Source organism: Stenotrophomonas sp. PA-6-5C (assembly GCF_021605635.1).
GTDB classification, from domain to species: domain Bacteria; phylum Pseudomonadota; class Gammaproteobacteria; order Xanthomonadales; family Xanthomonadaceae; genus Stenotrophomonas; species Stenotrophomonas lactitubi.
The window spans coordinates 74,880-98,572 of sequence record NZ_WKEE01000007.1 but is presented as its reverse complement, the minus strand read 5'-3'; the positions used below and the strand labels follow the sequence as shown (position 1 = coordinate 98,572).

The window sequence follows — 23,693 nt, the reverse complement described above, 5'->3', positions numbered from 1 at the left end:
CGGCGCTGGAAACAGCCGCCGGGCATGGCCCGGCGCGACCGGGGATGGGGTCGAACGCGCAGGCCGGATGCTGCGTTGCATCAAAATCGGACCAGAAGCGGTTAAAATTGCCCCTGGAATGCTGCAAGGCGTTGTTTCTTCACGCTCTTTCCCTGCTTCTTGCGCATCCTGACCCCTTCCCCCCGCCAACGATCCGCCCCCATGAAGAAATTTGGCAAGGCCCTACTCGCCCTGCTCGTGCTGCTGTTGCTGGTCGCCGCACTGTTCCTGTACTGGCCGCTGACCCAGCGCTCGGTGCCCGCCGCGAGCAACGACAAGCCCGTCGATGTCGTGCTGGTCGGCGCCGGCATCATGAGCATCACCCTGGCCACCTACCTGCAGGAACTGCAGCCGGACTGGAACATCCAGGTCTACGAGCGCCTCGACGGCGTCGCCGGTGAAAGCTCGGATGGCTGGAACAACGCCGGCACCGGCCACTCGGCATTCGCCGAACTGAACTACACCCCGGAACTGCCCGATGGCAGCATCGAGACCAAGCGCGCGGTCGGCATCGCCGAATCGTTCGAGGTCTCGCGCCAGTTCTGGTCGCACCAGGTGAAGGAAGGCCGGCTGAGCCAGCCCAGCGACTTCATCAACCCGACCCCGCACATGAGCTTCGTCTGGGGTGATGACAACATCGCCTACCTGCACAAGCGCCAGCAGGCGCTGGTGAAGAACCCGCTGTTCTACGGCATGCAGTACTCCGAGGACCCGGCGCAGATCAAGCAGTGGGCACCGCTGCTGATGGAAGGCCGCGACCCGAAGCAGAAGGTCGCCGCGACCTGGATGCCGCTGGGCACCGACGTCAACTTCGGCGTCATCACCCGCCAGCTGACCGCCGGCCTGCAGCACAGCCCGAACTTCGGCCTGCACCTCAACCATGAGGTCAGCGCGCTGCGGCAGAACGCGGACAAGAGCTGGAACGTGACGGTGAAGGACCTCAAGGCCGGCACCGAATCGACCACCCACGCCCGCTTCGTGTTCATCGGTGCCGGTGGCGCCGCGCTGAAGCTGCTGCAGATGTCGGGCATCCCGGAATCGAAGGACTACGCCGGCTTCCCGGTGGGCGGCCAGTTCCTCGCCTTCCAAGGCCAGGACGTGACCTCGCGCCATGGCGTGAAGGCCTACGGCATGGCCGAAACCGGTTCGCCGCCGATGTCGGTGCCGCACCTGGATGCGCGCAAGCTGGATGGCAAGCCGGTGGTCCTGTTCGGGCCGTTCGCGCTGTACAGCACCAAGTTCCTCAAGCACGGCTCGTGGTGGGACCTGTATTCGTCGGTCAACCACAACAACGTCGGCCCGATGCTGGAAGTGGGCAAGGACAACCTGGACCTGGTGCAGTACCTGATGGGCCAGGCGCGCCTCAACGACGCCGATCGCCAGGCCGAACTGGTCAAGTACTTCCCCAACGCCAAGCCGGGCGACTGGAAGCTGGTCACCGCTGGCCAGCGCGTGCAGATCATCAAGCGTGATCCGCTGAAGGGCGCGGTGCTGCAGTTCGGTACCGAGATCGTGACCGACAAGGACCACACCCTCGCCGCGCTGCTGGGTGCTTCGCCGGGCGCCTCGACCTCGCCGCCGATCATGCTCGACCTGATGGCCAAGGCCTTCCCGGAACAGATGAAGGGCGGTTGGGAAGCCCGCCTGCGCGAGATCGTGCCGTCGTACGGCCGCAAGCTCAACGACAGTGCCGCGCTGACCAACGAGATCCGCACGCTGACCAGCCAGACCCTGCACCTGCCCTACCTGGAGGTCCCGGTGGAAGCAGGTACGACGCCGGCCCTGGCACCAACGGCCGCCCCGGCCCCGGCGCCGGCCAAGGAAAAGCGCAACGCCGACGAGGAACTGCAGGCGCTGTAAGCCTGCGGTTGCCATTGGACGGAAACGGACGGCCACCTTCGGGTGGCCGTCTTCGTTTGTGCAGCCCCCACCTGTAGAGCCGAGCCTGCGCTCGGCTGCTCCTCGCGGTTGCCGACAGCCGAGCATGGGCTCTGCTCTACAGAAATCCCTTCCACACGTCGCAAAGCCGCTGCGCAATGTCGAGAATTGTAATGTTGTTAAGAATTATTTACATTTGCATCCTGCGCAGTGGCCGCGCCACTCCCAGATGGACCTGATGTGCCCGAAGCCGCCGCCCCGGGTGCTGGACGACTGTTGCCGCCCTTCCCCGCCTCCACGCTTCGAGCCCACCATGTCCCCGACCTTCCGTACCCGCCTGCCCCGCCGTGCGCTGCTGCCCGCTGCGCTGCTGTCCTCTCTCGCGCTGGCTGCACCGTCGGCGTTTGCCGATGTCGCTGCCGATGCAGCCGACGCCAAGACCCTGGACCGGGTCAGCGTGCGCGCCGAGCAGTCCGCGCCGCCGTCCAGCACCACCCGCCTGCCGATCACCCTGCAGGAAACGCCGCAGTCGTCCACGGTGATCGGCCTGCAGCGCCTGCAGGACGAGTCGCTGTTCAGCCTCAACGACGTGATGCGCAATGTCACCGGCGTCAGCGTGTCTTTCTATGACACCCAGCGCCCGCTGTACTACGCGCGCGGCTTTGCCATCACCGATTTCCAGGTGGACGGCATTCCCACCTACAGCGGCTCGACCAACCAGGAATACGACACCGCCTTCTACGACCGGGTGGAAGTGATCCGCGGCGCCAACGGCCTGCTCAGCGGCGCCGGCGTGCCGTCGGCCACGGTGAACCTGCTGCGCAAGCGCCCGGGCAAGGAGTTCGACGCCTCGTTCTCGGTCAGTGCCGGCAGCTGGGACTACCGCCGCATGGAGGCGGACGTGACCGCACCACTGACCGCCGACGGCCGCTTCCGCAGCCGCGTGGTCGCCGCCTACACCGATCGCGATTTCTATTACGACCGCTACAAAGAGAACAAGATGGCCGGCATGGCCGTGCTGGAAGGCGACGTGACCGACAGCACCACGGTCACCGTCGGCTACCAGACCCAGGACAACAACCCGGTGGGTTCAACCTGGGGCACCGTGCCGTTCTTCGACAGCAAGGGCGACTTCGCGCATCTGCCGCGCTCGACCAACCTGGCACCGAAGTGGAGTTACTGGCAGCGCGAGACCAGCACGGTATTCGCCAACCTGGAACAGCGCTTCGGTGAGAACTGGCTGCTGAAGATCAACACCGCCTACACCCGCGGCAACGTGCAGAACATGCGCCTGTATGGCACCGGCAATCCCGACCCGGTGACCGGCGCGGGCATCTACCTGCGCACCGCCGCCGGCGATTCGGAAGACACCCGCCGCAACGTCGACGCCTACCTGACCGGCACCTTCAACCTGTGGGGCCAGGAGCACGACGTGACCGTGGGCGCACAGTGGGCCGACCTCGAAGGCACCACCAATACCCTGGCGCTGAACTACCCGCGCGATTGGGCGACCTGTGGCCGTGAGCGCTGCTACTACATCCCCAACGTGCACACCTGGGATGGCGACATCTCCGAAGTGACGTACACCCTTACCGGCGCACGCCGCGTGGCCAGGACCACGCAGAGCGGTTTCTACCTGGCCACCCGCCTGCGCCTGGCCGACCCGCTCGCGCTGATCGCCGGCGCACGCCTGAGCCGCTGGCAGACCCAGACCCGTGCCTACAACGCCGCCGGCGCCTATACCGCTACCAGCGGCGCGTACAAGGTGAGCAATGAAGTGACCCCGTACGTGGGCCTGGTGTACGACATCACCCCGAACGTGGCGGCCTATGCCAGCTACACCGAGATCTTCAACCCGCAGAACTACAAGGACCGCAACGAGAACCTGCTGGCACCGGTGCAGGGCTCCAACCTGGAAGCCGGCCTGAAGACGCAGTGGTTCGACGGCCGTTTGACCGCCAACGCGGCGGTGTTCGAAGCCAAGCAGGACAACTACGCGGTGCGTGACATGGGCGTGCCGGAAGGCTCGCTCAGCGATGGCAGCTCGGCCTACATCGGCGTCAACGGCACCAAGGCGCGTGGCTGGGAAGTGGACGTCAACGGCGAGATCCTGCCGGGTTGGACGGTCAACGCTGGCTATACCCACGTCAAGGTGACCCGTGCGGCCACCGACCTGCTGTACGCCAACCCGGCCGAAAACCTGCTGCAGCTCAATACCCAGCTGCAGCTGCGCGGCGCGCTGGAGCGCCTGAGCATCGGCGGTGGCGTGCAGTGGCAGAGCAAGGTGCAGGGCTACAACATCCCCTACCCGGTCGGTGTGGGCACCACGGTGACGGTGAACCAGCCGGCGTATGCGCTGGTGCAGTTCAACGCCAACTACCGCATCAGCGACAACTGGACGGCGACGCTGAGCGTGCGCAACGCGCTGGACAAGACCTACTGGGCCAACCTGGACTACAACAACTACGGCGAACCGCGCTTCGTGGCGGCCAGCCTGCGCTGGAAGTTCTGAGGCGCGCAGCGGAAACGGTGGGTGCCGACCGTTGGTCGGCCGACGCTCCGCCACGACCAACGGTCGTGGCCCACCTGAATGGGCCCGCCTCCGCGCGGGCCTTTTCTTTGCTGCGCTGCGGGTTGCGCACGTCTCCATAATTATGGCGTAATTATCCCAACGCCATTCGGAAGTCCGTCGATGAACCCGAGCTGGGACACGCTGGAGCGGGGCCGCCAGGCGCGGCTGGAACGCGCCGCGCCATGGGCCAGTGGCCATGAGGTGGCGGCCGGCGATGTCGCCGAGCTGCTGCACGCGCTGCTGGAACCGGGCGACAAGGTCTGCCTGGAAGGCAACAACCAGAAGCAGGCCGACTTCCTTGCCCAGGCGCTGGCCGACCTCGACCCGGCACGCGTGCATGACCTGCACATGGTGCAGTCGGTGCTGTCGCTGCCCTCGCACCTGGATGTGTTCGAGCGCGGCATCGCCTCCAGGCTGGACTTCTCCTTCTCCGGGCCGCAGTCGGTACGGCTGGCCAACCTGGTGGCCGAAGGCCGCATCCAGATCGGCGCCATCCACACCTACCTGGAACTGTTCGGCCGCTACTTCATCGATCTCACCCCGCGCGTGGCACTGGTAGCAGCGCAGGCCGCCGACCGCCACGGCAATCTCTACACCGGCCCCAACACCGAAGATACGCCGGTGATCGTGGAAGCCACCGCGTTCGGTGGCGGCATCGTCATCGCCCAGGTCAACGAGATCGTCGACCCCCTCCCCCGCGTCGATATTCCTGCCGACTGGGTCAACTTCGTGGTGCAGGCGCCGCGCCCGAACCACATCGAACCGCTGTTCACCCGCGACCCGGCGCAGATCTCCGAGATCCAGGTGCTGATGGCGATGATGGCCATCAAGGGCATCTACGCCGAGTACGGGGTGAACCGGCTCAACCACGGCATCGGTTTCGATACCGCGGCGATCGAACTGCTGCTGCCGACCTATGCCGAATCGCTGGGGCTGAAAGGCAAGATCTGCCAGCACTGGGCGCTCAACCCGCACCCGGCGTTGATTCCGGCCATCGAATCGGGGTTCGTCAAATCGGTGCACTCATTCGGCTCGGAACTGGGCATGGAGAAGTACATCGCCGCGCGCGGGGATGTGTTCTTCACCGGCGCCGATGGTTCGATGCGCTCCAACCGTGCGTTCTCGCAGACTGCCGGCCTGTATGCCTGCGACATGTTCATCGGTTCCACCCTGCAGATCGATCTGCAGGGCAACAGCTCCACCGCAACGCGCGACCGTATCGCGGGCTTTGGTGGTGCACCCAACATGGGCTCGGATGCACGCGGCCGTCGCCATGCCAGCGACGCCTGGATCAAGGCAGGCCAGCAGGCCGCGCGACCGGGCGAGATGCCGCGTGGGCGCAAGCTGGTGGTGCAGATGGTGGAAACCTTCCGCGAGCACATGGCGCCGGCCTTCGTCGACCGCCTCGATGCCTGGGAGCTGGCCGAACGCGCAGCCATGCCGCTGCCGCCGGTGATGATCTACGGCGACGACGTCAGCCATGTGCTGACCGAGGAAGGCATCGCCAACCTGCTGCTGTGTCGCAGCCCGGAAGAACGCGAGCAGGCGATCCGCGGCGTGGCCGGCTACACCGCCGTCGGCAGGGGCCGCGATCGCGCCATGGTGGAAAACCTGCGCGACCGCGGAGTGATCCGCCGCCCGGACGATCTCGGCATCAACGTGCGTGACGCCAGCCGCGATCTTCTTGCCGCGCGTTCGGTGAAAGACCTGGTGCGCTGGTCCGGCGGTCTGTACGACCCGCCCAAGCGCTTCCGCAACTGGTAAGGGGCACGCCATGGAAACCCTCGACTATCGATTCGACGGCACGACGCCTGTGCGCTTCCCCACCGATGCTGTGCTGGTGGGCGTACTGGCCTCGGGCAACCTGGAAATCCTGCTGGAACCGGCCGACCTGGACGGTGCGATGACGGTGCGCATCATCACCGCCGCGCGTGGCTTCGGCACGGTATGGCAGGCGGTGATCGCCGACTTCGCCCAGCGTCACCCCCTGCGTGATGTACGCGTCTCGATAAACGATGCCGGCGCCACACCGGCCGTGGTCAGTCTGCGCCTGGACCAGGCGGTTGAGACCCTGCATGCCGGAGGCCAGCCATGACGCTCGCACAGCGCAACAGCTATTACGAAGCCGATGCCCGCGCGCGCATCGCCGGCCTGCTCGATGCAGGTTCGTTCCACGAATTTCTCGGTCCTGCCGGACGCGCGATCAGTCCGCACTTGGCGCAGCTCGACCAACCGGCCGCCTTCGACGATGGCATCGTCGTCGGCGAGGGTCGCCTGCGCGGCAAACGCGTGCTGGTGGCCGCGCAGCAGGGGGAATTCATGGGCGGCGGCGTGGGCGAGGTGCATGGCGCCAAGCTGACCGGCCTGCTGCGCCGCGCGGCGGCCACCCATCCCGATGGCGTGCTGCTGCTGCTCGATACCGGTGGTGTGCGCCTGCATGAAGCCAACGCCGGCCTGATCGCCATTTCCGAGATCATACGAGCCACTTTGGGTGTGCGTGCAGCCGGTGTACCGGTAGTGGCGCTGATCGGCAGTGGCAACGGCGCCTTCGGTGGCATGGGCATCGTCGCCCGCTGCTGCAGCACGGTGATCATGTCCGAGGAGGGACGGCTGTCGTTGTCTGGCCCGGAGGTGATCGAGACCGTGCGCGGCGTGGAGGAATTCGATTCGCGCGACCGCGCATTGGTGTGGCGGGTGACCGGCGGCAAGCACCGCTACCTGATCGACCAGGCGCAGGTGCTGGTGCCCGATGCGATCGGCGCGTTTGCGCAGGCGGCCTTTGATGCGCTGCAGCCAGACACCGCAAGCACCGACACCGACGCGGCGCTGGCCGCGTTGCAGGCACGCCACGCCGCATTGAAAGCACGCGTGGACGCATGGGGCGACTGCAACGATGGCCTGCAGATCTGGGCACGCCAGGGCATAGCGGACCCAGAACGCCTGGCGCTGCTGGAAACCGATGCCTTCCTTGCTGCCACCGCTCACCGGAGCCTGCCATGAGCATGCCATTGACTACATTGCTGGACGCGCTGTTCCCGCGTGGCCATGCAATCGCGGTGAATGATTCGGTACTGACCGGAACAGCGACCACCGACGACGGCGAGGTGACCGTGATCGGCACCACCGACAAGATCGAAGTAGGCGTGGACCACGCCCTGGTGCTGGCCGATACGGTGCTGGCCAGCACCGCTGCACATCCGCAGCGTCCGATCGTGATGCTGGTCGATACCGCCGGCCAGCGCCTGGCGCGTCGCGACGAACTGCTGGGCATCAACGGCTACTTCGCCCACCTCGCACAGACCCTGGACCTGGCCCGCCGTCGTGGTTCGCGCCTGGTCACGCTGGTCTATGGCGAATCGGTCAGCGGTGGCTTCCTGTCGTTCGGGCTGATGGCCGACCACGTCCATGCCCTGCCGGATGCACAGGTGCGGGTGATGGACCTGCGCGCGATGGCACGGGTGACCAAGCAGCCGCTGGAAAAACTGCAGGCACTGAGCCTGACCTCGCCGGTGTTCGCGCCGGGCGTGGAGAACTATGTAGCGATGGGCGCAGTGCAATCGCTGTGGGATGGCGACCTGGCGCGTCACCTGCTGGATGCACTGCGCGCACCCGCCGACGGTGACCATCGCGCGGCGCTGGGCGCCGAACGCGGTGGCCGCACATTGGCTGCGCAGGTGGCCGCTGCCGTGAGCCAGGGCAATGCCTGAGCGGCCTGCCCGGCACACGCTGGTCTGGCTGTCGGCCGATGCCGATTGGCGGGCCGACGTGCCCACGCACGAGCCGCGCCTTGCCGCATGGCTGGCGCAGGGCTTGCCTGCGGTGGTGGCGCGTCGTGCAGCGGATGATCCCGATCCGCGCCTGCGACTGGGCATTCCATTGCCACCGGCCGAAGGCAAGCAGCGCCTGTCGTTGCGCGTGCCGTTGCGGGACGTCGCTCGCATGCACGCGCCGCCGGCATTGAGTGAGCTGCTGGCAGCGGGCGACGCCGTTGTTCCGCAGGCGTGGCAGGAATCACTTCACGACCTGCAGTCACTGGCCCCGGCCCGGATGTTCGGCGCCTTCGCCTGGCAATGGCTGACCGCCCTGCCCTACGTGCATGAGCGTTCGGACATCGACCTGCTATGGCAGGTGACCGATGCCGCGCAGGCCGAGGCGCTGACAGCGCAGTTGCTGGCATGGGAGACCCGCCATCCGCATCGTCTCGATGGCGAGCTGTGCCTGCCCGATGGCGGCGCGGTGAACTGGCGCGAACTTGCCGGCCGCAGTCGCCAGGTGCTGGTGAAACGTCTGGACGGAGCCGCATTGGAGGCGCGCGATGCGCTGTTCGCCCCGCGCGAGGCGATCGCATGATTGCCGCCCGCAAGCAGATTCCTGCACTCGGTATGGTGGTCGACAGCGCACGCCTGGGACGGCTGGCCATTGCCAGCCTGCACACCGAGCTGGCCTGCGCCCCGAAACCGGGCCTGATCACGCCGTTCAACAGCGGCAGCCATGACGACATGGATGCCAGCACCTTCCTGCGCAGCCTGTTTGCCCTGCGCCACTACTTCACTGCGGTGGCCAGGGCCGGTGCCGCGGGTGCCCCCTTCACGGTGCTGCGCGATCACGGCATTGCGGCCGAAACGGCCATGCTGGCCGCCACCGGCGGCATCAACACCCATCGCGGTGCGATCTTCAGCCTTGGCCTGCTGGTGGCTGCCGCTGCAGAGCGCAGGCGCGTGCATGGCCATGCAGTACCCGCCGCGCAGGTGTGTCTGGCGGTCCAGCAGTGGAAGGACGCGCTCATCGCGGCGCCACTGGACCCTCACAGCCCGGGACAGCGCGCGCGTGCACGCCATGGGGTCAGCGGTGTGCGCGAGCAGGCTGCCGCCGGCTACCCGGTGCTGCGCGAGCTGGCCCTGCCCACCCTGCGCCACGCGCTGGACAGCGGCCTGCCGCGCGATGCCGCGCTGTGCCACACGCTGATGCAGCTGGTGGCACAGGTGGACGATCTGAACCTGCTGCACCGTGGTGGCGCCGAGGGCCTGTGTTGGGCGCAGCAACAAGCGAGCGCATTCCTTTCCTCGGGTGGCGCCTTCGCGCCGGACTGGCGCATGCGCCTGCAGTCCATGGGCGATGCCTTCGTGATGCGCCGGCTCAGCCCGGGCGGCAGTGCCGATCTGCTGGCCTGCGCCTGGTTCCTGCTGCAGCAGGAGGATGCATGAGCCTGGCCCTGCTCTGCCCCGGACAAGGTGCGCAGCATCCGGCGATGTTCGACCGCGTGCGTGGCATCGCCGCTGCACGCGCGGTACTGGATGCGGCGGGCGATGTGCTGGAACGCAACGTGTTCGCTGCCGCAGCCGCCGACGACCGCTTCGACAACGCGCAGGCGCAACCGCTGCTGTGCGCCGCCAGCATTGCGCAATGGCATGTTCTGCGCGACACCCTGCCGAGCCCGATCGTGCTGGCCGGATACAGCATCGGCGAACTGGCGGCGCATGCCGTCGCCGGTAGCTTCGACGCCACCACCTGTCTTTCGCTGTCGGCCCAGCGCGCATGCCTGATGGATGCTGCCAGTCCCGCCGGTGCGGGCATGCAGGCGATCCTCGGCCTGGATCGACAGACGCTGCAGCCACTGTGTGACACACACGGCGCGTATGTGGCCATCGCCAACGGCGCAGATCATTTCATCGTTGGCGGCACGCAACAGGCACTGAATGCGCTGGCCGCTGCCGCGCATGCGCAGGGCGCGGAGGTGCGCCTGCTGCCGGTGCATGTGCCAGCGCACACGCCCCTGCTGTCGGCGGCAGTCGAACCGTTCGCCGCAGCGCTGCAGGCCACCACCCTGCATGCTCCTCGCCTGCCACTGCTGGCCGGCATCGATGCACGGCCGGTACGCGACACCGCGACGACGGTGCATACGCTGTCCGCGCAGCTGGCGCAGACCATCGAATGGGCACAGGTGATGCGCCAGGCATTCGAGCGCGGCGCGCGTGTGTTCCTGCAGCTGGGCCCGGGCAACGCGCTGGCACGCATGATCGCGCCGGCCTATCCGTGCTGCGAGGTGCGCGCGATCGAGGAATTCCAGACCCTGGACGGCGCGGCGGCGTGGGTCCGCAGCGCGCTGCAGCGGCTGCAGTAACGGGTTTGAGCAGTAGCGGGTTTGAGCAGTACGTAACGCGCAGTACGTAACAGGCCATACCCCGGGATGGCGGGCTTCCATCCGTGCAGTACGCGAATCAGGTGTCTGGGAGGGCGCATGACTCCACAAATTGCAACGATCATCGGTCTGGTGATCATGTTCATCGTCGCCACTGCGATGCCGATCAACATGGGTGCCGTCGCCTTCGCGCTGGCCTTCATCGTCGGCGGTCTCTGGGTCGACATGGGGGGCAAGGAAGTCCTCGCTGGCTTCCCGGGTGACCTGTTCCTGACCCTGGTCGGCATCACCTACCTGTTCGCCATCGCGCAGAAGAACGGCACCATCGACCTGCTGGTGCACTGGGCGGTGAAAGCGGTACGCGGCCATATCGTGGCCATTCCGTGGGTGATGTTCGTGATCACCGCCGTGCTGACCGCCTTCGGCGCGCTCGGCCCGGCCGCGGTGGCGATCATCGGACCAGTCGCGCTGCGCTTTGCCAAGCAGTACAACATCAACCCGCTGATGATGGGCCTGCTGGTGATCCACGGCGCGCAGGCCGGCGGCTTCTCGCCGATCAGCGTGTACGGCAGCATCACCAACGGCGTGGTGCAGAAGGCCGGGCTGGAAGTCACCGAAATGGCGGTGTTCCTGACCAGCCTCGGCTTCAACTTCATGATGGCCACGATCTGCTTCTTCGCCTTCGGCGGCATCGCGCTGCTGCGTCGCGGTTCGATCACTGCGGCAGGCACGGTCGGCACCGCGGAACTGGCGATGGCCGGTGGTCCGCAGGCCTCGTCGCGGCAGTTCGCCATTGAAGGCCACGGTGCGCTGGTCGCGGCCGGTGGTGGCACCCTGTCCAACGATCCGGTGGCACTGGATGCGGTGGGCCTGACCCGCGAACGGCTGTTCACCCTGATCGGCCTGCTCGGCCTGGGCGTGGCCGCGCTGATCTACAACCTCAACGTCGGCCTGGTCTCGATCACCGTTGCGGTGGTGCTGGCACTGCTGTCGCCGCAGAGCCAGAAGGGTGCGGTGGATGGCATCAGCTGGTCCACCGTGCTGCTGATCTGCGGCGTGGTCACCTACATCGGCGTGCTGGAACATGCCGGTGCCGTGGACTTCATCGGCCACGGTGTCTCCAGCATCGGCATCCCGCTGCTGGGCGCGCTGTTGGTCTGCTACGTGGGCGGCATCGTCTCCGCGTTCGCCTCGTCGGCAGCAGTGCTGGGTGCCACCATTCCGCTGGCGGTGCCGTTCCTGATGCAAGGCCATCTCAGCGCCGCCGGCGTGATCTGCGCGTTGGCCGTGTCCTCCACCATCGTCGATGTCAGCCCGTTCTCGACCAACGGCGCACTGGTGGTGGCCTCTGCCGCGAAGGAAGAACGCGAAACGCTGTTCCGCCGCTTCCTGGTCTACAGCGGCCTGGTGGTGGCATTCGGCCCGCTGCTGGCCTGGCTGGTGTTCGTGGTGCCGGGCTGGATGTAACCAGCCAACGGTAGCGCCGGCCGCTGGCCGGCAACCCATGATCGCTGGATGGCTTCATGAGGTTGCCGGCCAGCGGCCGGCACTACCTGGCGTTACACTTTGTGCATGGTCATCGCTCCCGCTCCGCGTACTCCGAAGAAGCGCGCCCCTCTGTACGAAGAGGTGGCCGAACACGTGCGCGAGCGGATCTACGACTACCGCCTGCCACCGGGCGAGTGGATCGACGAACCGGCGCTGTGCGAGGAACTGGCCATCAGCCGCACGCCGTTGCGTGAAGCGCTGAAGCTGCTCGCTGCCGAAGGCCTGGTGCAGATCGATGCGGGCCGCGGTGCGCGGGTCACCCGATTGACGCTGGAAGACCTCAACCAGCTGTTCCCGGTGATGGCGATGCTGGAAGGCCGCTGTGCGCATGAAGCGGTCAAGCACATCGACGACGCCGGCGTGCAGCAGCTGGAAGACCTGCACGCGGCAATGGAAACGGCGGCCGCAGACGGCAACATCGCCGAGTACTACCGCAACAACTACCTCATCCACGAGACCGTGCAGCACTACGCCGGCAACCCGTGGCTGATCCGCATCACCCACGACCTGCACCGCATCCTGAAGATGCATCGCGGGCGCCAGCTGCTGGCCCCGGGGCGCACCGCGCAGTCGCTGGCCGAACACCGGGAACTGATGGAGTGCTTCCGCCAGCGCGATGCTGCGGCCGCCGAACGCACGATGGAGCGGCATCTGCTCAGCCAGGGCCAGGCCTTGGCCGCCTACGTGGCGAGCGGCGGATTGTTGAACGTGCCTGCGCCGCTGCCGACCGAAGGCGGAAGCTGAGTTCATGGGGTTGCCGGCCAGCGGCCGGCACTACCAGGGCGAGGCCAGGTCACGGTAGTGCCGGCCGCTGGCCGGCAACCAGGAACCTTGCGTCAATCGCCACCGCCACAGCTGCCGCCGTCACCGCCCCCACCGCTGTCGCCGCTGCCGCAGTCCGAGCTGCTGTAGCTGTGGTGGCTGTTGCTGTCGCCGGAATAGCCGCCGGAGAAATCGGCGGGTCCACCGCCAGTGCCATCGCCCCGCGCGGGTGAGTCATCGGCGGTGGCCATCGCCATGCACACGATCGCGCCGACCAGCGGCAGCAGCCATACCAGCAGCAGCTGCACCGTCCGGCCGCCCGCCGACACCTCTTCGCGCCCCAGCACCACGAAGGTGGCGACGAGGTTCAAGCCCAATACCAGGGCGACCAAGACCAGGGTTACCACCAGCATGGCGCAGCTCCTTGAGCAGGGGGGCATACCTACCGCGACTGATCCATTGGTTGCAGCGCGGCTTTTCCTTCGGATTTCCGTTCGAATAAATACTCTGCGAGGCTATCGATAAATGTTGACCGAGCATTTTAGTCAGACCTGCAGGAATTCTACAAACCATCTTGCGCGAGCCGGACATCCTCCGGTTCGCTTAGCAATTACAGATGTCTGATATCGAAGCTGGCCGTTCCTGACCTATTCCTTCTACACCTTTCTATCTCCAGCTACTTCGGCCCATCACGCAGACTTCTGACAATCCTATTCCAGTAGCGCACAGCCTCAAAATGCTGCTCTCTCGTCAACCAGGCTTTGTTCTCAGGGCTGACCGGATCACCGCCAACGATAACGGGTCTAAGCTCGAACAGCTCCATGCCTTTAGGGCGTGCGTGCTTATCCAGGCCAATCATTCTCGCTCTGCCAATTGCGCAAATAAATCTGGAAGGTCGGCCGCTACCAAGATGGCGTATTGACGATCCATGCCTATAAAAGGAATCATTACTATCGGCATAGCGACATCCCACATGTCGAATCCATACGCTTCTCCTCCCCCGCTGGAGCCGAACAAAAATACACCGGGCGCATCCGTCTCGACTTCATATTCACGATTGAAATCAACCAGCTCTTCTGCCTTCCAAAAAATGATGTAGTTATCGCCAATGAATCCTTCGCCGCCGTCGTGAGTCTTAAGGAATTCAAGGTAGCTCTTAGGGAGTGCCGTTCTCAAGTCTTCTGGCAGGCTATCAATGACCGAAAGTTGAGCTGGACCATTGAGCTGTCCTTCTGTTAGTTGATATTTCATCGCTATTTTCCTGAAACTCTCTGCAATTGTTTCCACCAAGGAGTCACCTCCTGCCAATGAGCCAGGTGCGCTCTTCAAATACGGAAGTGCTGCCGTTCTCTGCATAGTAGGTGTCGGCAATGCAAAGTGGCACTGGCTCATCATCAATGAAGATGGTTCGGAGTCTGGCAGGACAGCTCTCAAACGGTTCGAGTCGATACCCTACCTTGTAGGCGATGATATGCCCCCACCGGCGCCCTGGTTCGCCCTGCCCGTCATGAAGATGGGACAATACAGGGCGCGCCGGCCTGCTTCCGGGCCGCCGGCGCCCCCCGCACCACACGGAAGAAGAACAACAACATGCTGAAAGTCATTTTCGATACCGACCCGGGCGTCGACGACGCCCTGGCCCTGCTGTACCTGCACAAGCACGCCCAGATCGACCTGATCGGTGTCACCACCACCTTCGGCAATGCCTCGGTGGAGTCGACCACGCACAACGCGCTGTACCTGAAGCAGGCCTGGGGCCTGTCCGCGCCGATCGCGCGCGGCGCTGAAGGCCCGCTGCAGCCCGAAGACACTCCGGAAGCCTGGCCGGTGCATATCCATGGCCATAATGGCCTGGGCAACCACCCGGTGCCGGAGGTCCTGGATGTGGCCGCTGATGCGCGCCCGGCCCACCAGCTGATCATCGACCTGGTGCGCGCCCATCCGGGCGAAGTGACCCTGGTGGCGGTCGGCCGCATGACCAACCTGGCGCTGGCCCTGCAACACGCCCCGGACATCGCTGGCCTGGTGCGTGGCGTGGTGCTGATGGGCGGTGCGTTCCACGTCAACGGCAACATCACTCCGGCGGCCGAAGCCAACATCTGGGGCGACGCCGAAGCGGCCGACATCGTGTTCACTGCCCATTGGCCGGTCACCGCCATCGGCCTGGACGTGACCACCCGCGTGGAGATGAACCGCGACGGCCTGGACAAGCTGGCCGCCATTGGTGGCGCCGATGCCGAACTGGTCCGCGCCCTGTCGCAGGACTACGTCGACTTCTATCTGCAGGCCGGCCACAAGGGCATGGTCGTGCACGACTGCTGCGCCTGCATCGCCCTGACCCGCCCGGAGCTGTTCCAGTTCGAGCGCGCCAGCGTGCGCGTGGCCACCGACGGCGTCGCCCGTGGCATGACCATTCCCAAGCCGGAAGGCATGGGCTTCGGCCCCAGCGTGTGGGACGGCCACGTGCTGCAGTCGATTGCCATTGGCGTTGATGCGGCTGCGGTGCTGGCCGACATCGAGCAGACCCTGAAGGTCTAAGCGCTCACTGCCCGCCCCGGGACACGGGGCGGGTCTTCGGCACGGTCTCCGGCAGCGTCCACAGCACCGGCAGCACCAGCACCGCCACCAGCGCGATCATCGCCCCCGGCGCCGCCGCCCAACCACTGCGTTCCACCCACCATTGCGCCAGCCAGGGCGTCGCCCCGCCGAACACCGCGGTGGCCATGGTTACCCCCAACGCCAGTCCACTGACCCGGCCCTCGCCCGGGAACTGTTCTGCCGTGGCCGGTGCCGCCACGGCACTGATGCCACCGGCCACGCAGGCCAGCACCACCGCTGCCAGCGCGATGCCCAACGGCGCGGCGGACGCCATCCAGCCGAACATCGACAGCGGCAGCAGCGCCGCCAGCACCGTCAGCCCCAGCAACAGCGGACGCCGCCCGAAGCGGTCGGACAACGCGCCGCACAGCGGGGTGATCGCGATCACCGCCACCGCTGCAATGGTCGACAGCCACAGCGCATCGCCTTCGTCATGTCCCTGCGCGTGCAGGAACGCCGGCACATAGGTGATGCCCACGTAGTAGGTGATCGACCCCAGCGCGGAAATCGCAAACGTGCGCGCCACCGCACCCGGGTGGTTGCGCAGGACATGCCGCAGCGGCGTGGCCGGAATGCTGCCCTCGCGTCGCTGCCGTTCGAACTCCGGCGATTCGTGCATGCCCGAACGCGCTATCAGGATCACCAGTGCCAGCGCCGCGCCGAAGAAGAACGGGATTCGCCAGCCCCAGCTGTCCAGCTGTGGCGCAGGCAACAGCGCCACCGTGAGGGCGGAGATCGCCACCGCCAGCAACGCACCTACTTCACTGGCCGCCGACGCCAACGAAGTGACCAGGCCACGTCGGCGCATCGGCGCGCTTTCCAGCAGATAGGCGACCACGCCGGTGTATTCGCCGCCCACCGAGAACGCCATCACGCAGCGCAGGATCAGCAACATCACGCCAGCAGTCGCGCCGGCGGTCGCGGCGGTCGGCAGCAACGCGGTGGCCAGCATGGCCGCCGCCATCAGCGCCATCGAGGCCAGCAGCATCCAGCGCCGGCCGAGCCGGTCGCCCAGGTGGCCGAAGCAAAGCGCACCGAGCGGACGCATCAGATAGGACACCGCAAAGCCGGCCAAGGTAACCAGCATCGCCTCCTGGCCGCCGCCGAAGAACACCCGCGACAGCACCGTGGCGAAGTACAGGTACAGGGTGAAGTCGTACCACTCCACCACCGTGGACAGGCCGGCCACCCACATCGAGCGCTGCCGCCCCGCGGTCATTGCGTGCTTTCCTTCATGGCCGAAGGATGTCATGGCGGCAGTGACGATGCAGTAGATCCACGCCGTGCGTGGATGCCCCGGAAGGGAAGCAGTAGATCCACGCCATGCGTGGATGCTCGCCCTCCGTGGCAAACGGGGTCAGAGCCCTTTGCCATTCGCAAAGGGATCCGACCCCACTCTGTCACCGTGCCCGACGCAGGGTGATCAACGTGATCTCCGACGGCACGCCGATGCGGGCCGGGAATCCCGCCCACAGGCCGGCGCCGTTGCTCACGTACAGCGTCATGCCATCCACCGTATAGCGGCCGGAAACGAAGCCGCCGTTGGCGCGCTTCACCAGCTGGTCCATGCCGATGATCTGGCCGCCATGGGTGTGCCCGGAAAGCTGCAGCTTCACCCCGCGTGCAGCCGCTTCGCGTGCATTGCGAGGCCGATGGTCAAGCAGGATCACCGGTGCGGTCGGGTCGGCACCGGCCAGTGCGGCGTCCAGGTCGGGCAGTGGCAGGCCGTAGCGCGAGGCCACCGGATCGGTCACCCCGGCGATGGTCAGCGCGGCATCACCACGGCGCACCTGGGTGTGGCTGTTTTCCAGCACCTGCATGTGCAGCGCGCGGAACGCCTGCATCCATTCGCTGTATTGCGCGTAGTACTCGTGGTTGCCGGTGATGGCGATCACCCCGTCCGGCGCTCGCAGGTCCGCCAGTGGGGTGTAATCGTTGCGGCGCGCCTGCACGCTGCCGTCGATCAGGTCACCGGTGATCACCACCAGGTCCGGTTGCAGCGCATTGCTTTCCGCCACGACCTGGCGCACCCAGGCGCCGGTGAGCAGGCGGCTGGCATGGATGTCGGTGAGCTGCAGCACGCGGTAGCCATCGAAGGCCTGCGGCAGGCCGGCAATGGCCACTTCGATCTGCCGCGGCTTGGGTACGGCCATGCCCTGGCTGACACCGAAGCCGCTGAGCAGCAGCGCCAGCACCGCAACGGACGGGCGTAGCGCCCTGCCGCGCAGTGCAGACAGGGCACGCGGTGCGCGCAACAGGCGGGCAGCCAACAGTCCGGCGTCCAGCACCAGCAGCGCCAGGGCCAGCAGCAGCACGGCGGTGGAGCCGGTGGCCAGCGTGGCGATGGCCATCTTCGGAATCTCCGGCGAGGCCATCGTGCCCCAGAAGCTGGCGACGATGCGCAGCTGCACGGCAATGCCCACCAGCAGCGCGGACAGCACCACCTTCAACCAGACAGGCAGGCGCAACGGCCAGAACAGGCGCCAGGCCACATACAGGCCCATCAGAAAACCAATCGTACTCAGCACTACGACAATCCAGAACGGCAAACAGGCCCGCCATGGTGACGGCAGAAGATGGCAATGGATAGAGCCGAGCTCAGGCCCGGCCCCGGCGCCATCATGCTTCGGGCAAGCGCTCCACCCGCAATCGTGTGATGCGGCGCTTCTCCATCGCCAGCACGGTGATGCGGATACCGGCCACCTCCAGCGTGTCGTCGATGTCGGGCAGGCGCCCCAGCTGTTCCAGCACCAGCCCGGAGATGGTCATGTAGTCCGCACTGCGCGGCAGTGACACGCCGGCCAGCCGCTGCAGGTCGTCCAGGGTCAGCGCGCCGTCGGCGTCCCAGCAATCCTCGCCCTGCGCGACCACGCCATAGCGCTCGTCCTGGGTATCGGCGAGGTCACCGGCGATGGCCGCCAGCAGGTCGTTGGCGGTCACCAGGCCTTCCACGCTGCCGTACTCGTCCACCGCCACCGCCAGCGGCACCGGGTGCTGGCGGATCAGCTCCAGGGCCTGCAACGCACTGGCGCTGGACAGCACGTACTGCGGCTCGCGCAGGTTGCCTTCCAGCTGCAGCGGCTTGCCCTGCAGCAGGTCGGCCAGCAGGTCGCGGCTCTGCACCACGCCACGCAGGCTGTCCAGGTCACCGTCGCCCACCAGCATCCGCGTATGCGGCGACGCCACCAGGCGGGCGACCACGTCGTCGTCACCGCGCGCCATGTCGATCCACTGCACGTCGGCACGCACGGTCATCACGCTGGACACCGGGCGGTCAGCCAGGCCCAGCACGCTGCGGATCATCTCGTGCTCGGCCGGCTGCAGGCGTTCTTCGGTACTGCCGCGTTCATCGGCTTCTTCTTCATCGTGGCCGTTGGCCTGGCGCGCGCCCAGCAGGCGCAGCACTGCATCGGCGGTACGCTGGCGGAACGGCTGGCGCTGCTCGTTGCGCTCGCGGTTGAAACGTATCCACTGGTTGAACGCTTCCACCAGGATCGAGAACGCGATGGCCGCGTACAGGTACCCCTTCGGAATCCTGTAGCCCAGGCCCTCGGCCACCAGGCTGAAACCGATCATCAGCAGGAAGCCCAGGCACAGCACCACCACCGTCGGGTGCTTGTTGACGAAGCGGGTCAGCGGCTTGCTGGCCAGCAGCATCAGCGCCATCGCGATGGTCACCGCCGCGTACATCACGCCGAGGTTGTCGACCATGCCGACGGCGGTGATCACCGAGTCCAGCGAGAACACCGCATCGAGCACCACGATCTGCGCCACCACCATCGCGAAGCTGGCGTAGACCTTCTTGCCATCTTCGTGATGCTCGCGGCCTTCCAGCCGCTCGTGCAGTTCCATCGTGCCCTTGAACAGCAGGAACAGTCCGCCGCCCAGCAGGATCAGATCACGCCCGGAGAAGCTGTGCTCGAACAGGGTGACCAGCGGTTCGGTCAGTTTCATGATCCAGGCCAGCGCGGCCAGCAGCACCAGCCGCATCAGCAGCGCCAGTGCCAGCCCGATCACCCGCGCGCGGTCGCGCTGGTGCGGCGGCAGCTTGTCGGCCAGGATCGCGATGAACACCAGGTTGTCGATGCCGAGAACGATCTCCAGCACGACCAGGGTTGCAAGGCCCATCCATATCGAGGGGTCAGCCAACCATTCCATTTCAGGTCCGTTTCGTCAGTAAGGGGAAAGTGATGCGGTGCAGGCGTGCGGCGCAGCGAAGATCAATCCGCATCCTGCGCCTGCATGGGGTCATGCCCGAGCAGGTCGCCGGGGCTGCATTGCAGTTCGCGGCAGATCGCATCGAGCGTGGAAAAGCGGATCGCACGCGCCTTGCCGGTCTTCAGGATCGACAGGTTGGCCAGGGTGATGTCGATGCGCCCAGCCAGCTCGGACAAGGTCATGCCACGTTGCTGCAGCATGCGGTCGAGGGTGATGACGATCGCCATCAGATCACACCGTCCAGATCGTCGCGCATCGCTGCGCCGACGGTGAACACCCGCGCCAGCACGAACAGCATCAGCACCGCGACTAGGCCGGTGATCGACATGCCGCCGCCCACTTCCATCCAGGCGAAGTCCGGCCCCATCCAACTGGCGTAGAGCCCGATCACGATCGACAGCACCTCCATCGCCAGCATCAGCCAGGCCATGCGTTGCAGGCGCACGGCATTGGCATGGGTGAAGGGGCGCTCGTTGGCCGCAGACCGCAGCAGCCGCGCCAGGTGGCGCAGGAACACCAGGCACAGCACCAGCAGCGCGACGATGGCGGCAAGGACCACGCAGAAATGCAGGAACAGATGCGAACCGTGTATGGCCGCCGCGTGCGCATCGTGCACGCTGTCCAGCAGCCAGCTGCGGTCGTAGGCCACCAGCGGCACTGCCAGCAGCGCGGCCAGGATGCCCAGCCAGCACATCGCGCGCACTGCCTGCACGGCGGTCTGGGCCAGGGTGAACAAGCCGCGCGCAGGAAGGGCGCGGGCGGGACGAACGGTCAAGCAGCCTCCGATGTGGAGCGGCGCTGCCGCCCCGGGGTGGATTTATCGATAAACGATATATCACATCCACGAGCTGTTGGCTGAATCGCTTCCGCTCCGGCGGCGTTGCCGGGTGGGTGCCATCGTGGGCCCAGCTGACCGCATAGCGGCCACTGGCCCACGGAACCATTCACGCCATGCCCGGCTGGCCCTGCAGCAGCGTGGCGGCCTCGGCGGGCTGCAGCGGCGTCAGGCCGTTGGCATCCATCAGCGACTGCAAGCGCAACGGACACGCCCGCGCTTGACAGCACCCGGCCCCAAGCGGGAATATCAGTTAACGAATTAGTTAACTGACCCCATGGACCGCATCTTCGAAGCCCTGGCCTCCACCGCACGCCGGCAGATCCTGGCCTATCTCAGCGCTGGCGAGCTCAGCGCGGGCGAGCTGGCCGAGCGCTTCGACTTCAGCAAGCCGGCACTGTCCAGCCACCTGCGCATCCTGGAAGACGCCGGCCTGATCGAACGCGAGAAGCGCGGCCAGTTCGTGTACTTCCGGCAAGTCCCCGACCGCCTGGCCAACACGTTGTTTTCCTGGGCCGCCGAAGTCTGTCCGGTCGGTGGCCCGCTGAAGCGCGAAGCGCGCGCGCGCCGCAAGACACCCGCCCGCTGAGGAGCACTGCGATGCCCGGTTCGACCCGCACCAGCCGTTCGTTCCCGAGTATCCAGCTTCCGGCACACGACGGCGGTGGCCCGGTGGAAGTCACCCTGATCGCGCAGCTGGGCATCGGTGCCGGCGATGTGCTGGTGAGCGATGCCAGCCAGCGCCAGCGCCACCATCCGGCCTTCATCGATGCACTGGACGAGCCCTCGGCGCGGCTGGGCGGCATGCACCTGCAGCACGGCGATGCGTCATCGCTGTACAGCTTCGTGGTGGGTGCCGGCGGCCATCCCTTCCATCGCCATGCCGGGCCGCGCATGTTCACCGCCATCGCCGGCAGTGCAGGTACCGAACTGCGGTTTGCCAGCGCATCCGATCGGCAGCTGGCGGATGATCCCGCGCACTTCCTGCGGTCGCTGCGTCGTGTCCGCATCCCACCGGATTGCCTGTTCACCGTGCGCTTTGGCGGCGGCACCTGGCACCAGTTCGCCTCGAACAGTCCGGCACACCCTGCCCTGTTCGCGCTCTCGTGCCACAGCAATGAGCTGGCCGGGGCGATGAGCGAGCAGGCACGCGCACAAGCGCAGGCCAATGCCGCAGACATTCCCAGCCTGACCGACGTGCTGCCTGCCGCGCACTGGCCCACCGCAACCACGCTGGCGGCCACACCGTTGCTGCAGTTGTCACTGCAGGCGGCCGCACCCAGCCTGCGCGCGCGCCTGTGCGCGCATACGCGCACGCTGCTCGGGCCGCTGCGCCGCTTCAGCCTGGAGCCACTGCGTGGATTCGTGGAACGGGCGACGCCGGCGTACCCGGTCTGCAGCAGCGCGGCGCCCACGCAGGGGATGCTCGCCAGCGCACTGCCACACAGTCACTACAACGACACGACCACGCTGGCGCTGCACGGCGGGCAGACCGGCCATCGCTCCGCCTCCGCACTGCTGGCCGACGTCCTGGACGGATTCCTGCGCAACCCGCCAGCCGGCGTCGGCCGCTTGATGGCCCTGCGCAATCGCCTGGTTGCGCCGCTGCGTCTGCGCACCTCCGCGCTGGGTTGCCCGGTGTCGTCACTGCTGTCCAGCGACCGCAGCCGCGTCTTCGGTGGACGTTTCCCGGTACTGGATGCGCGGGTGGATGCGGAAGACCGGTGCGCCGAAGTGCTGCTCGGTGCCGATGACCGTCATCTGCGCTTCCGCAGCAGCGTACGCGTGCAGTTCAACGAGGACGGACAGGTCGAGATCAGTCTGGGCTCGCGCGTGCAGACGCTCAATGCATTTGGCCGTTTCTACATGGCGATGATCGACAGCGCGCATCGCCATTACGTGGCCCCCGCACTGCTGCGTCGCGCAGTGGAACATGCGCTGGCGCCGGAACTGGCAGCGTGGTCCGGTGAGCCAGCGCACTCCTGACCCGCGGATGCAATGCACGGGACGCTGTGTGGCCCCGCAATCAGACTACGATCTCGCCCTCGTCCTCGCCATCCCAGTAATGGAGGCGGCTGGCGTGCACGTGGATCAGCACCAGCCCCGGCGTGTCCACGCCCTGTTTGAACCATCGCTCCAGGTCCTTCACCCAGTGCTGGGCCATCGTGCCGCGATCGCGGATCAACGCTGCCCTGCCCTGCACGTGTACGAACAGCGGCGGCTTGCCCAGCAGCGACTTGCTGCCGGTGAGACCCAATGCCACGTTCGGGTCGGCGCTGATCTCGCGCACCATGTCGGTCTCTTCCATGGTGAAGAACCAGCTGTCGCCGTCGTAGTCCACATCGCCGTTGTTGCTCATCGGGCGGCCAGCGATCTGCCCACCGGCATGGGTCTGCAGCATGGTGAAATCGATGCCGGCCATCTTCTTGGCCAGTTCGGGCAGGGTGAGCGTGCTCATGGGCAGTTCCTTCGACAGGTGGACGCCCAGCGTCTGCCCAGTGCGGTGACCGAGGCGTGGATGGCTGCTGCCGGTTTCTTCACGCGGTGAACCTATGCGGCATTCCCGCGCGCAGCGCACTCGCGCTGCGGTGGCCCTCAACGGTCAACGCGGATAGCGGAACACCAGATCGTCCGGATCGCTGCGCACCGCCTGCGCATCCAGCACACCGCCAAGGCGAACCGCCACGGCCTGCGAGGCGTGGTTGTCAGCTGCCATGTAGCTGACCAGAGTCGGCAGGCAACGCACCACGAACGCCCAATCACGCAGCGCCGCCGCTGCTTCGCTGGCGAAACCCTGCCCTTCCTGCCCCGCATACAGCAACCAGCCCAGTTCCTGTTCCGGGAACAGCGGGCCGTGATTGATGCCTACCTGGCCGATGCACTCACCCGTGTCGCGGCGCTCGATCATCAACGCGCCGTGCCCGAACAGATGCCAGCTGGCCAGGTCGTGGCAGAACTGTCCCCATGCAGCGACCTCGCCGAACGGCCCGCCCATGCCGCGCGCGCGGGGCGAGGCCAGGAATGCGGCATACACGGGGAAGTCGTCCAGGCGCTGCGCGCGCAGGCGCAGGCGGGGTGTTTCCAGCAGCGGAATGTCGATCATG

Annotated in this window: 23 protein-coding genes; 14 read left to right on the top strand and 9 right to left on the bottom strand. The window is 66.5% G+C overall.

Features of this window, described 5'->3' with window-relative positions:
• The first annotated feature begins 201 nt into the window (after positions 1–201).
• The 11 genes from mqo (at position 202) to GIW57_RS04550 (ending at position 12,920) form a co-directional block, all read left to right on the top strand.
• Entirely contained in the window at positions 202–1,899 is a 1,698-nt protein-coding gene (gene mqo, locus GIW57_RS04600; protein ID WP_236509280.1) for a malate dehydrogenase (quinone), read from the top strand.
• 331 nt (positions 1,900–2,230) lie between these two features.
• On the top strand, positions 2,231–4,429 hold the full coding sequence (locus GIW57_RS04595; RefSeq protein WP_236509279.1) for a TonB-dependent siderophore receptor: 2,199 nt from the start codon (positions 2,231–2,233) through the stop codon (positions 4,427–4,429).
• Between the two features lie 180 nt (positions 4,430–4,609).
• Positions 4,610–6,253: a malonate decarboxylase subunit alpha gene (gene mdcA, locus GIW57_RS04590; RefSeq protein WP_236509278.1), complete on the top strand. Its 1,644-nt coding sequence runs from the start codon at positions 4,610–4,612 to the stop codon at positions 6,251–6,253.
• Between the two features lie 10 nt (positions 6,254–6,263).
• Positions 6,264–6,584, top strand: a complete 321-nt coding sequence (gene mdcC / locus GIW57_RS04585) for a malonate decarboxylase acyl carrier protein (RefSeq protein ID WP_099819354.1) — start codon at positions 6,264–6,266, stop codon at positions 6,582–6,584.
• On the top strand, positions 6,581–7,489 hold the full coding sequence (locus GIW57_RS04580; RefSeq protein WP_236509277.1) for a biotin-independent malonate decarboxylase subunit beta: 909 nt from the start codon (positions 6,581–6,583) through the stop codon (positions 7,487–7,489). Before mdcC ends, GIW57_RS04580 begins: the two co-directional genes overlap by 4 nt.
• Before the next feature lie 2 nt (positions 7,490–7,491).
• Positions 7,492–8,196, top strand: coding sequence for a biotin-independent malonate decarboxylase subunit gamma (mdcE, locus tag GIW57_RS04575; RefSeq protein WP_236509295.1), 705 nt, complete (start codon positions 7,492–7,494; stop codon positions 8,194–8,196).
• Positions 8,189–8,839, top strand: a complete 651-nt coding sequence (gene mdcG, locus GIW57_RS04570; protein WP_236509276.1) for a malonate decarboxylase holo-[acyl-carrier-protein] synthase — start codon at positions 8,189–8,191, stop codon at positions 8,837–8,839. Before mdcE ends, mdcG begins: the two co-directional genes overlap by 8 nt.
• The gene (gene mdcB, locus GIW57_RS04565) at positions 8,836–9,693 is read left to right on the top strand and encodes a triphosphoribosyl-dephospho-CoA synthase MdcB (protein WP_071305651.1); all 858 of its coding nucleotides are present in this window, start codon (positions 8,836–8,838) and stop codon (positions 9,691–9,693) included. The genes mdcG and mdcB overlap by 4 nt, the downstream gene beginning before the upstream one ends.
• A complete protein-coding gene (gene mdcH, locus GIW57_RS04560) occupies positions 9,690–10,610 on the top strand; it encodes a malonate decarboxylase subunit epsilon (RefSeq protein WP_236509275.1) in 921 nt (306 codons plus the stop codon). Before mdcB ends, mdcH begins: the two co-directional genes overlap by 4 nt.
• A 117-nt stretch (positions 10,611–10,727) precedes the next feature.
• Positions 10,728–12,095, top strand: a complete 1,368-nt coding sequence (locus GIW57_RS04555) for an SLC13 family permease (protein ID WP_071305649.1) — start codon at positions 10,728–10,730, stop codon at positions 12,093–12,095.
• A 105-nt stretch (positions 12,096–12,200) separates the two neighbouring features.
• A complete protein-coding gene (locus GIW57_RS04550; RefSeq protein ID WP_236509274.1) occupies positions 12,201–12,920 on the top strand; it encodes a GntR family transcriptional regulator in 720 nt (239 codons plus the stop codon).
• Between the two features lie 92 nt (positions 12,921–13,012).
• Here the strand turns inward: GIW57_RS04550 and GIW57_RS04545 are convergent, their stop codons facing one another.
• Together GIW57_RS04545 and GIW57_RS04540 are read right to left on the bottom strand one after the other, a co-directional pair.
• Positions 13,013–13,351, bottom strand: a complete 339-nt coding sequence (locus GIW57_RS04545) for a hypothetical protein (protein WP_236509273.1) — start codon at positions 13,349–13,351, stop codon at positions 13,013–13,015.
• Between the two features lie 442 nt (positions 13,352–13,793).
• On the bottom strand, positions 13,794–14,189 hold the full coding sequence (locus GIW57_RS04540) for an SMI1/KNR4 family protein (RefSeq protein WP_236509272.1): 396 nt from the start codon (positions 14,187–14,189) through the stop codon (positions 13,794–13,796).
• Between the two features lie 339 nt (positions 14,190–14,528).
• Here GIW57_RS04540 and GIW57_RS04535 point away from each other — a divergent pair, with 339 nt between their 5' ends.
• A complete protein-coding gene (locus GIW57_RS04535) occupies positions 14,529–15,476 on the top strand; it encodes a nucleoside hydrolase (RefSeq protein ID WP_236509271.1) in 948 nt (315 codons plus the stop codon).
• A gap of 4 nt (positions 15,477–15,480) precedes the next feature.
• Here GIW57_RS04535 and GIW57_RS04530 read toward each other — a convergent pair whose 3' ends face one another.
• The 5 genes from GIW57_RS04530 to GIW57_RS04510 form a co-directional block, all read right to left on the bottom strand.
• Positions 15,481–16,755, bottom strand: a complete 1,275-nt coding sequence (locus tag GIW57_RS04530; RefSeq protein WP_236509270.1) for an MFS transporter — start codon at positions 16,753–16,755, stop codon at positions 15,481–15,483.
• Positions 16,756–16,936: 181 nt separating this feature from the next.
• Positions 16,937–18,073, bottom strand: a complete 1,137-nt coding sequence (locus GIW57_RS04525; protein WP_100465696.1) for a metallophosphoesterase — start codon at positions 18,071–18,073, stop codon at positions 16,937–16,939.
• Between the two features lie 82 nt (positions 18,074–18,155).
• Positions 18,156–19,694: a TerC family protein gene (locus tag GIW57_RS04520; protein ID WP_059033509.1), complete on the bottom strand. Its 1,539-nt coding sequence runs from the start codon at positions 19,692–19,694 to the stop codon at positions 18,156–18,158.
• Between the two features lie 62 nt (positions 19,695–19,756).
• Complete coding sequence (locus GIW57_RS04515) at positions 19,757–19,981, bottom strand: helix-turn-helix transcriptional regulator (protein WP_100463812.1); 225 nt, start codon at positions 19,979–19,981, stop codon at positions 19,757–19,759.
• Positions 19,981–20,448: a DUF2975 domain-containing protein gene (locus GIW57_RS04510; protein ID WP_236509294.1), complete on the bottom strand. Its 468-nt coding sequence runs from the start codon at positions 20,446–20,448 to the stop codon at positions 19,981–19,983. Before GIW57_RS04510 ends, GIW57_RS04515 begins: the two co-directional genes overlap by 1 nt.
• A gap of 418 nt (positions 20,449–20,866) precedes the next feature.
• Between GIW57_RS04510 and GIW57_RS04505 the strand changes: the two genes are divergently transcribed.
• Positions 20,867–21,178, top strand: a complete 312-nt coding sequence (locus GIW57_RS04505) for a metalloregulator ArsR/SmtB family transcription factor (RefSeq protein WP_025873922.1) — start codon at positions 20,867–20,869, stop codon at positions 21,176–21,178.
• An 11-nt stretch (positions 21,179–21,189) separates the two neighbouring features.
• A complete protein-coding gene (locus GIW57_RS04500; RefSeq protein ID WP_236509269.1) occupies positions 21,190–22,575 on the top strand; it encodes a DUF2867 domain-containing protein in 1,386 nt (461 codons plus the stop codon).
• A 40-nt stretch (positions 22,576–22,615) separates the two neighbouring features.
• Here the strand turns inward: GIW57_RS04500 and GIW57_RS04495 are convergent, their stop codons facing one another.
• The gene (locus GIW57_RS04495; protein WP_236509268.1) at positions 22,616–23,047 is read right to left on the bottom strand and encodes a pyridoxamine 5'-phosphate oxidase family protein; all 432 of its coding nucleotides are present in this window, start codon (positions 23,045–23,047) and stop codon (positions 22,616–22,618) included.
• Positions 23,048–23,191: 144 nt separating this feature from the next.
• On the bottom strand, positions 23,192–23,692 hold the full coding sequence (locus GIW57_RS04490) for a GNAT family N-acetyltransferase (protein ID WP_089239464.1): 501 nt from the start codon (positions 23,690–23,692) through the stop codon (positions 23,192–23,194).
• Between the last annotated feature and the right edge of the window lies 1 nt (position 23,693).

Excerpts from the sequence above, each read along its gene's own strand:
- GIW57_RS04510 (WP_236509294.1), bottom strand. The coding sequence starts at position 20,448 with ATGTGCTGGCTGGGCATCCTGGCCGCGCTGCTGGCAGTGCCGCTGGTG.
- mdcE (WP_236509295.1), top strand. The coding sequence starts at position 7,492 with ATGCCATTGACTACATTGCTGGACGCGCTGTTCCCGCGTGGCCATGCA.
- GIW57_RS04540 (WP_236509272.1), bottom strand. The coding sequence starts at position 14,189 with ATGAAATATCAACTAACAGAAGGACAGCTCAATGGTCCAGCTCAACTT.
- GIW57_RS04505 (WP_025873922.1), top strand. The coding sequence starts at position 20,867 with ATGGACCGCATCTTCGAAGCCCTGGCCTCCACCGCACGCCGGCAGATC.
- GIW57_RS04535 (WP_236509271.1), top strand. The coding sequence starts at position 14,529 with ATGCTGAAAGTCATTTTCGATACCGACCCGGGCGTCGACGACGCCCTG.
- mdcH (WP_236509275.1), top strand. The coding sequence starts at position 9,690 with ATGAGCCTGGCCCTGCTCTGCCCCGGACAAGGTGCGCAGCATCCGGCG.
- GIW57_RS04490 (WP_089239464.1), bottom strand. The coding sequence starts at position 23,692 with ATGATCGACATTCCGCTGCTGGAAACACCCCGCCTGCGCCTGCGCGCG.
- mdcC (WP_099819354.1), top strand. The coding sequence starts at position 6,264 with ATGGAAACCCTCGACTATCGATTCGACGGCACGACGCCTGTGCGCTTC.
- GIW57_RS04515 (WP_100463812.1), bottom strand. The coding sequence starts at position 19,981 with ATGGCGATCGTCATCACCCTCGACCGCATGCTGCAGCAACGTGGCATG.
- GIW57_RS04580 (WP_236509277.1), top strand. The coding sequence starts at position 6,581 with ATGACGCTCGCACAGCGCAACAGCTATTACGAAGCCGATGCCCGCGCG.
- mdcG (WP_236509276.1), top strand. The coding sequence starts at position 8,189 with ATGCCTGAGCGGCCTGCCCGGCACACGCTGGTCTGGCTGTCGGCCGAT.
- GIW57_RS04550 (WP_236509274.1), top strand. The coding sequence starts at position 12,201 with ATGGTCATCGCTCCCGCTCCGCGTACTCCGAAGAAGCGCGCCCCTCTG.
- mqo (WP_236509280.1), top strand. The coding sequence starts at position 202 with ATGAAGAAATTTGGCAAGGCCCTACTCGCCCTGCTCGTGCTGCTGTTG.
- GIW57_RS04555 (WP_071305649.1), top strand. The coding sequence starts at position 10,728 with ATGACTCCACAAATTGCAACGATCATCGGTCTGGTGATCATGTTCATC.
- mdcA (WP_236509278.1), top strand. The coding sequence starts at position 4,610 with ATGAACCCGAGCTGGGACACGCTGGAGCGGGGCCGCCAGGCGCGGCTG.
- GIW57_RS04530 (WP_236509270.1), bottom strand. The coding sequence starts at position 16,755 with ATGACCGCGGGGCGGCAGCGCTCGATGTGGGTGGCCGGCCTGTCCACG.
- GIW57_RS04595 (WP_236509279.1), top strand. The coding sequence starts at position 2,231 with ATGTCCCCGACCTTCCGTACCCGCCTGCCCCGCCGTGCGCTGCTGCCC.
- GIW57_RS04520 (WP_059033509.1), bottom strand. The coding sequence starts at position 19,694 with ATGGAATGGTTGGCTGACCCCTCGATATGGATGGGCCTTGCAACCCTG.
- mdcB (WP_071305651.1), top strand. The coding sequence starts at position 8,836 with ATGATTGCCGCCCGCAAGCAGATTCCTGCACTCGGTATGGTGGTCGAC.
- GIW57_RS04495 (WP_236509268.1), bottom strand. The coding sequence starts at position 23,047 with ATGAGCACGCTCACCCTGCCCGAACTGGCCAAGAAGATGGCCGGCATC.
- GIW57_RS04500 (WP_236509269.1), top strand. The coding sequence starts at position 21,190 with ATGCCCGGTTCGACCCGCACCAGCCGTTCGTTCCCGAGTATCCAGCTT.
- GIW57_RS04545 (WP_236509273.1), bottom strand. The coding sequence starts at position 13,351 with ATGCTGGTGGTAACCCTGGTCTTGGTCGCCCTGGTATTGGGCTTGAAC.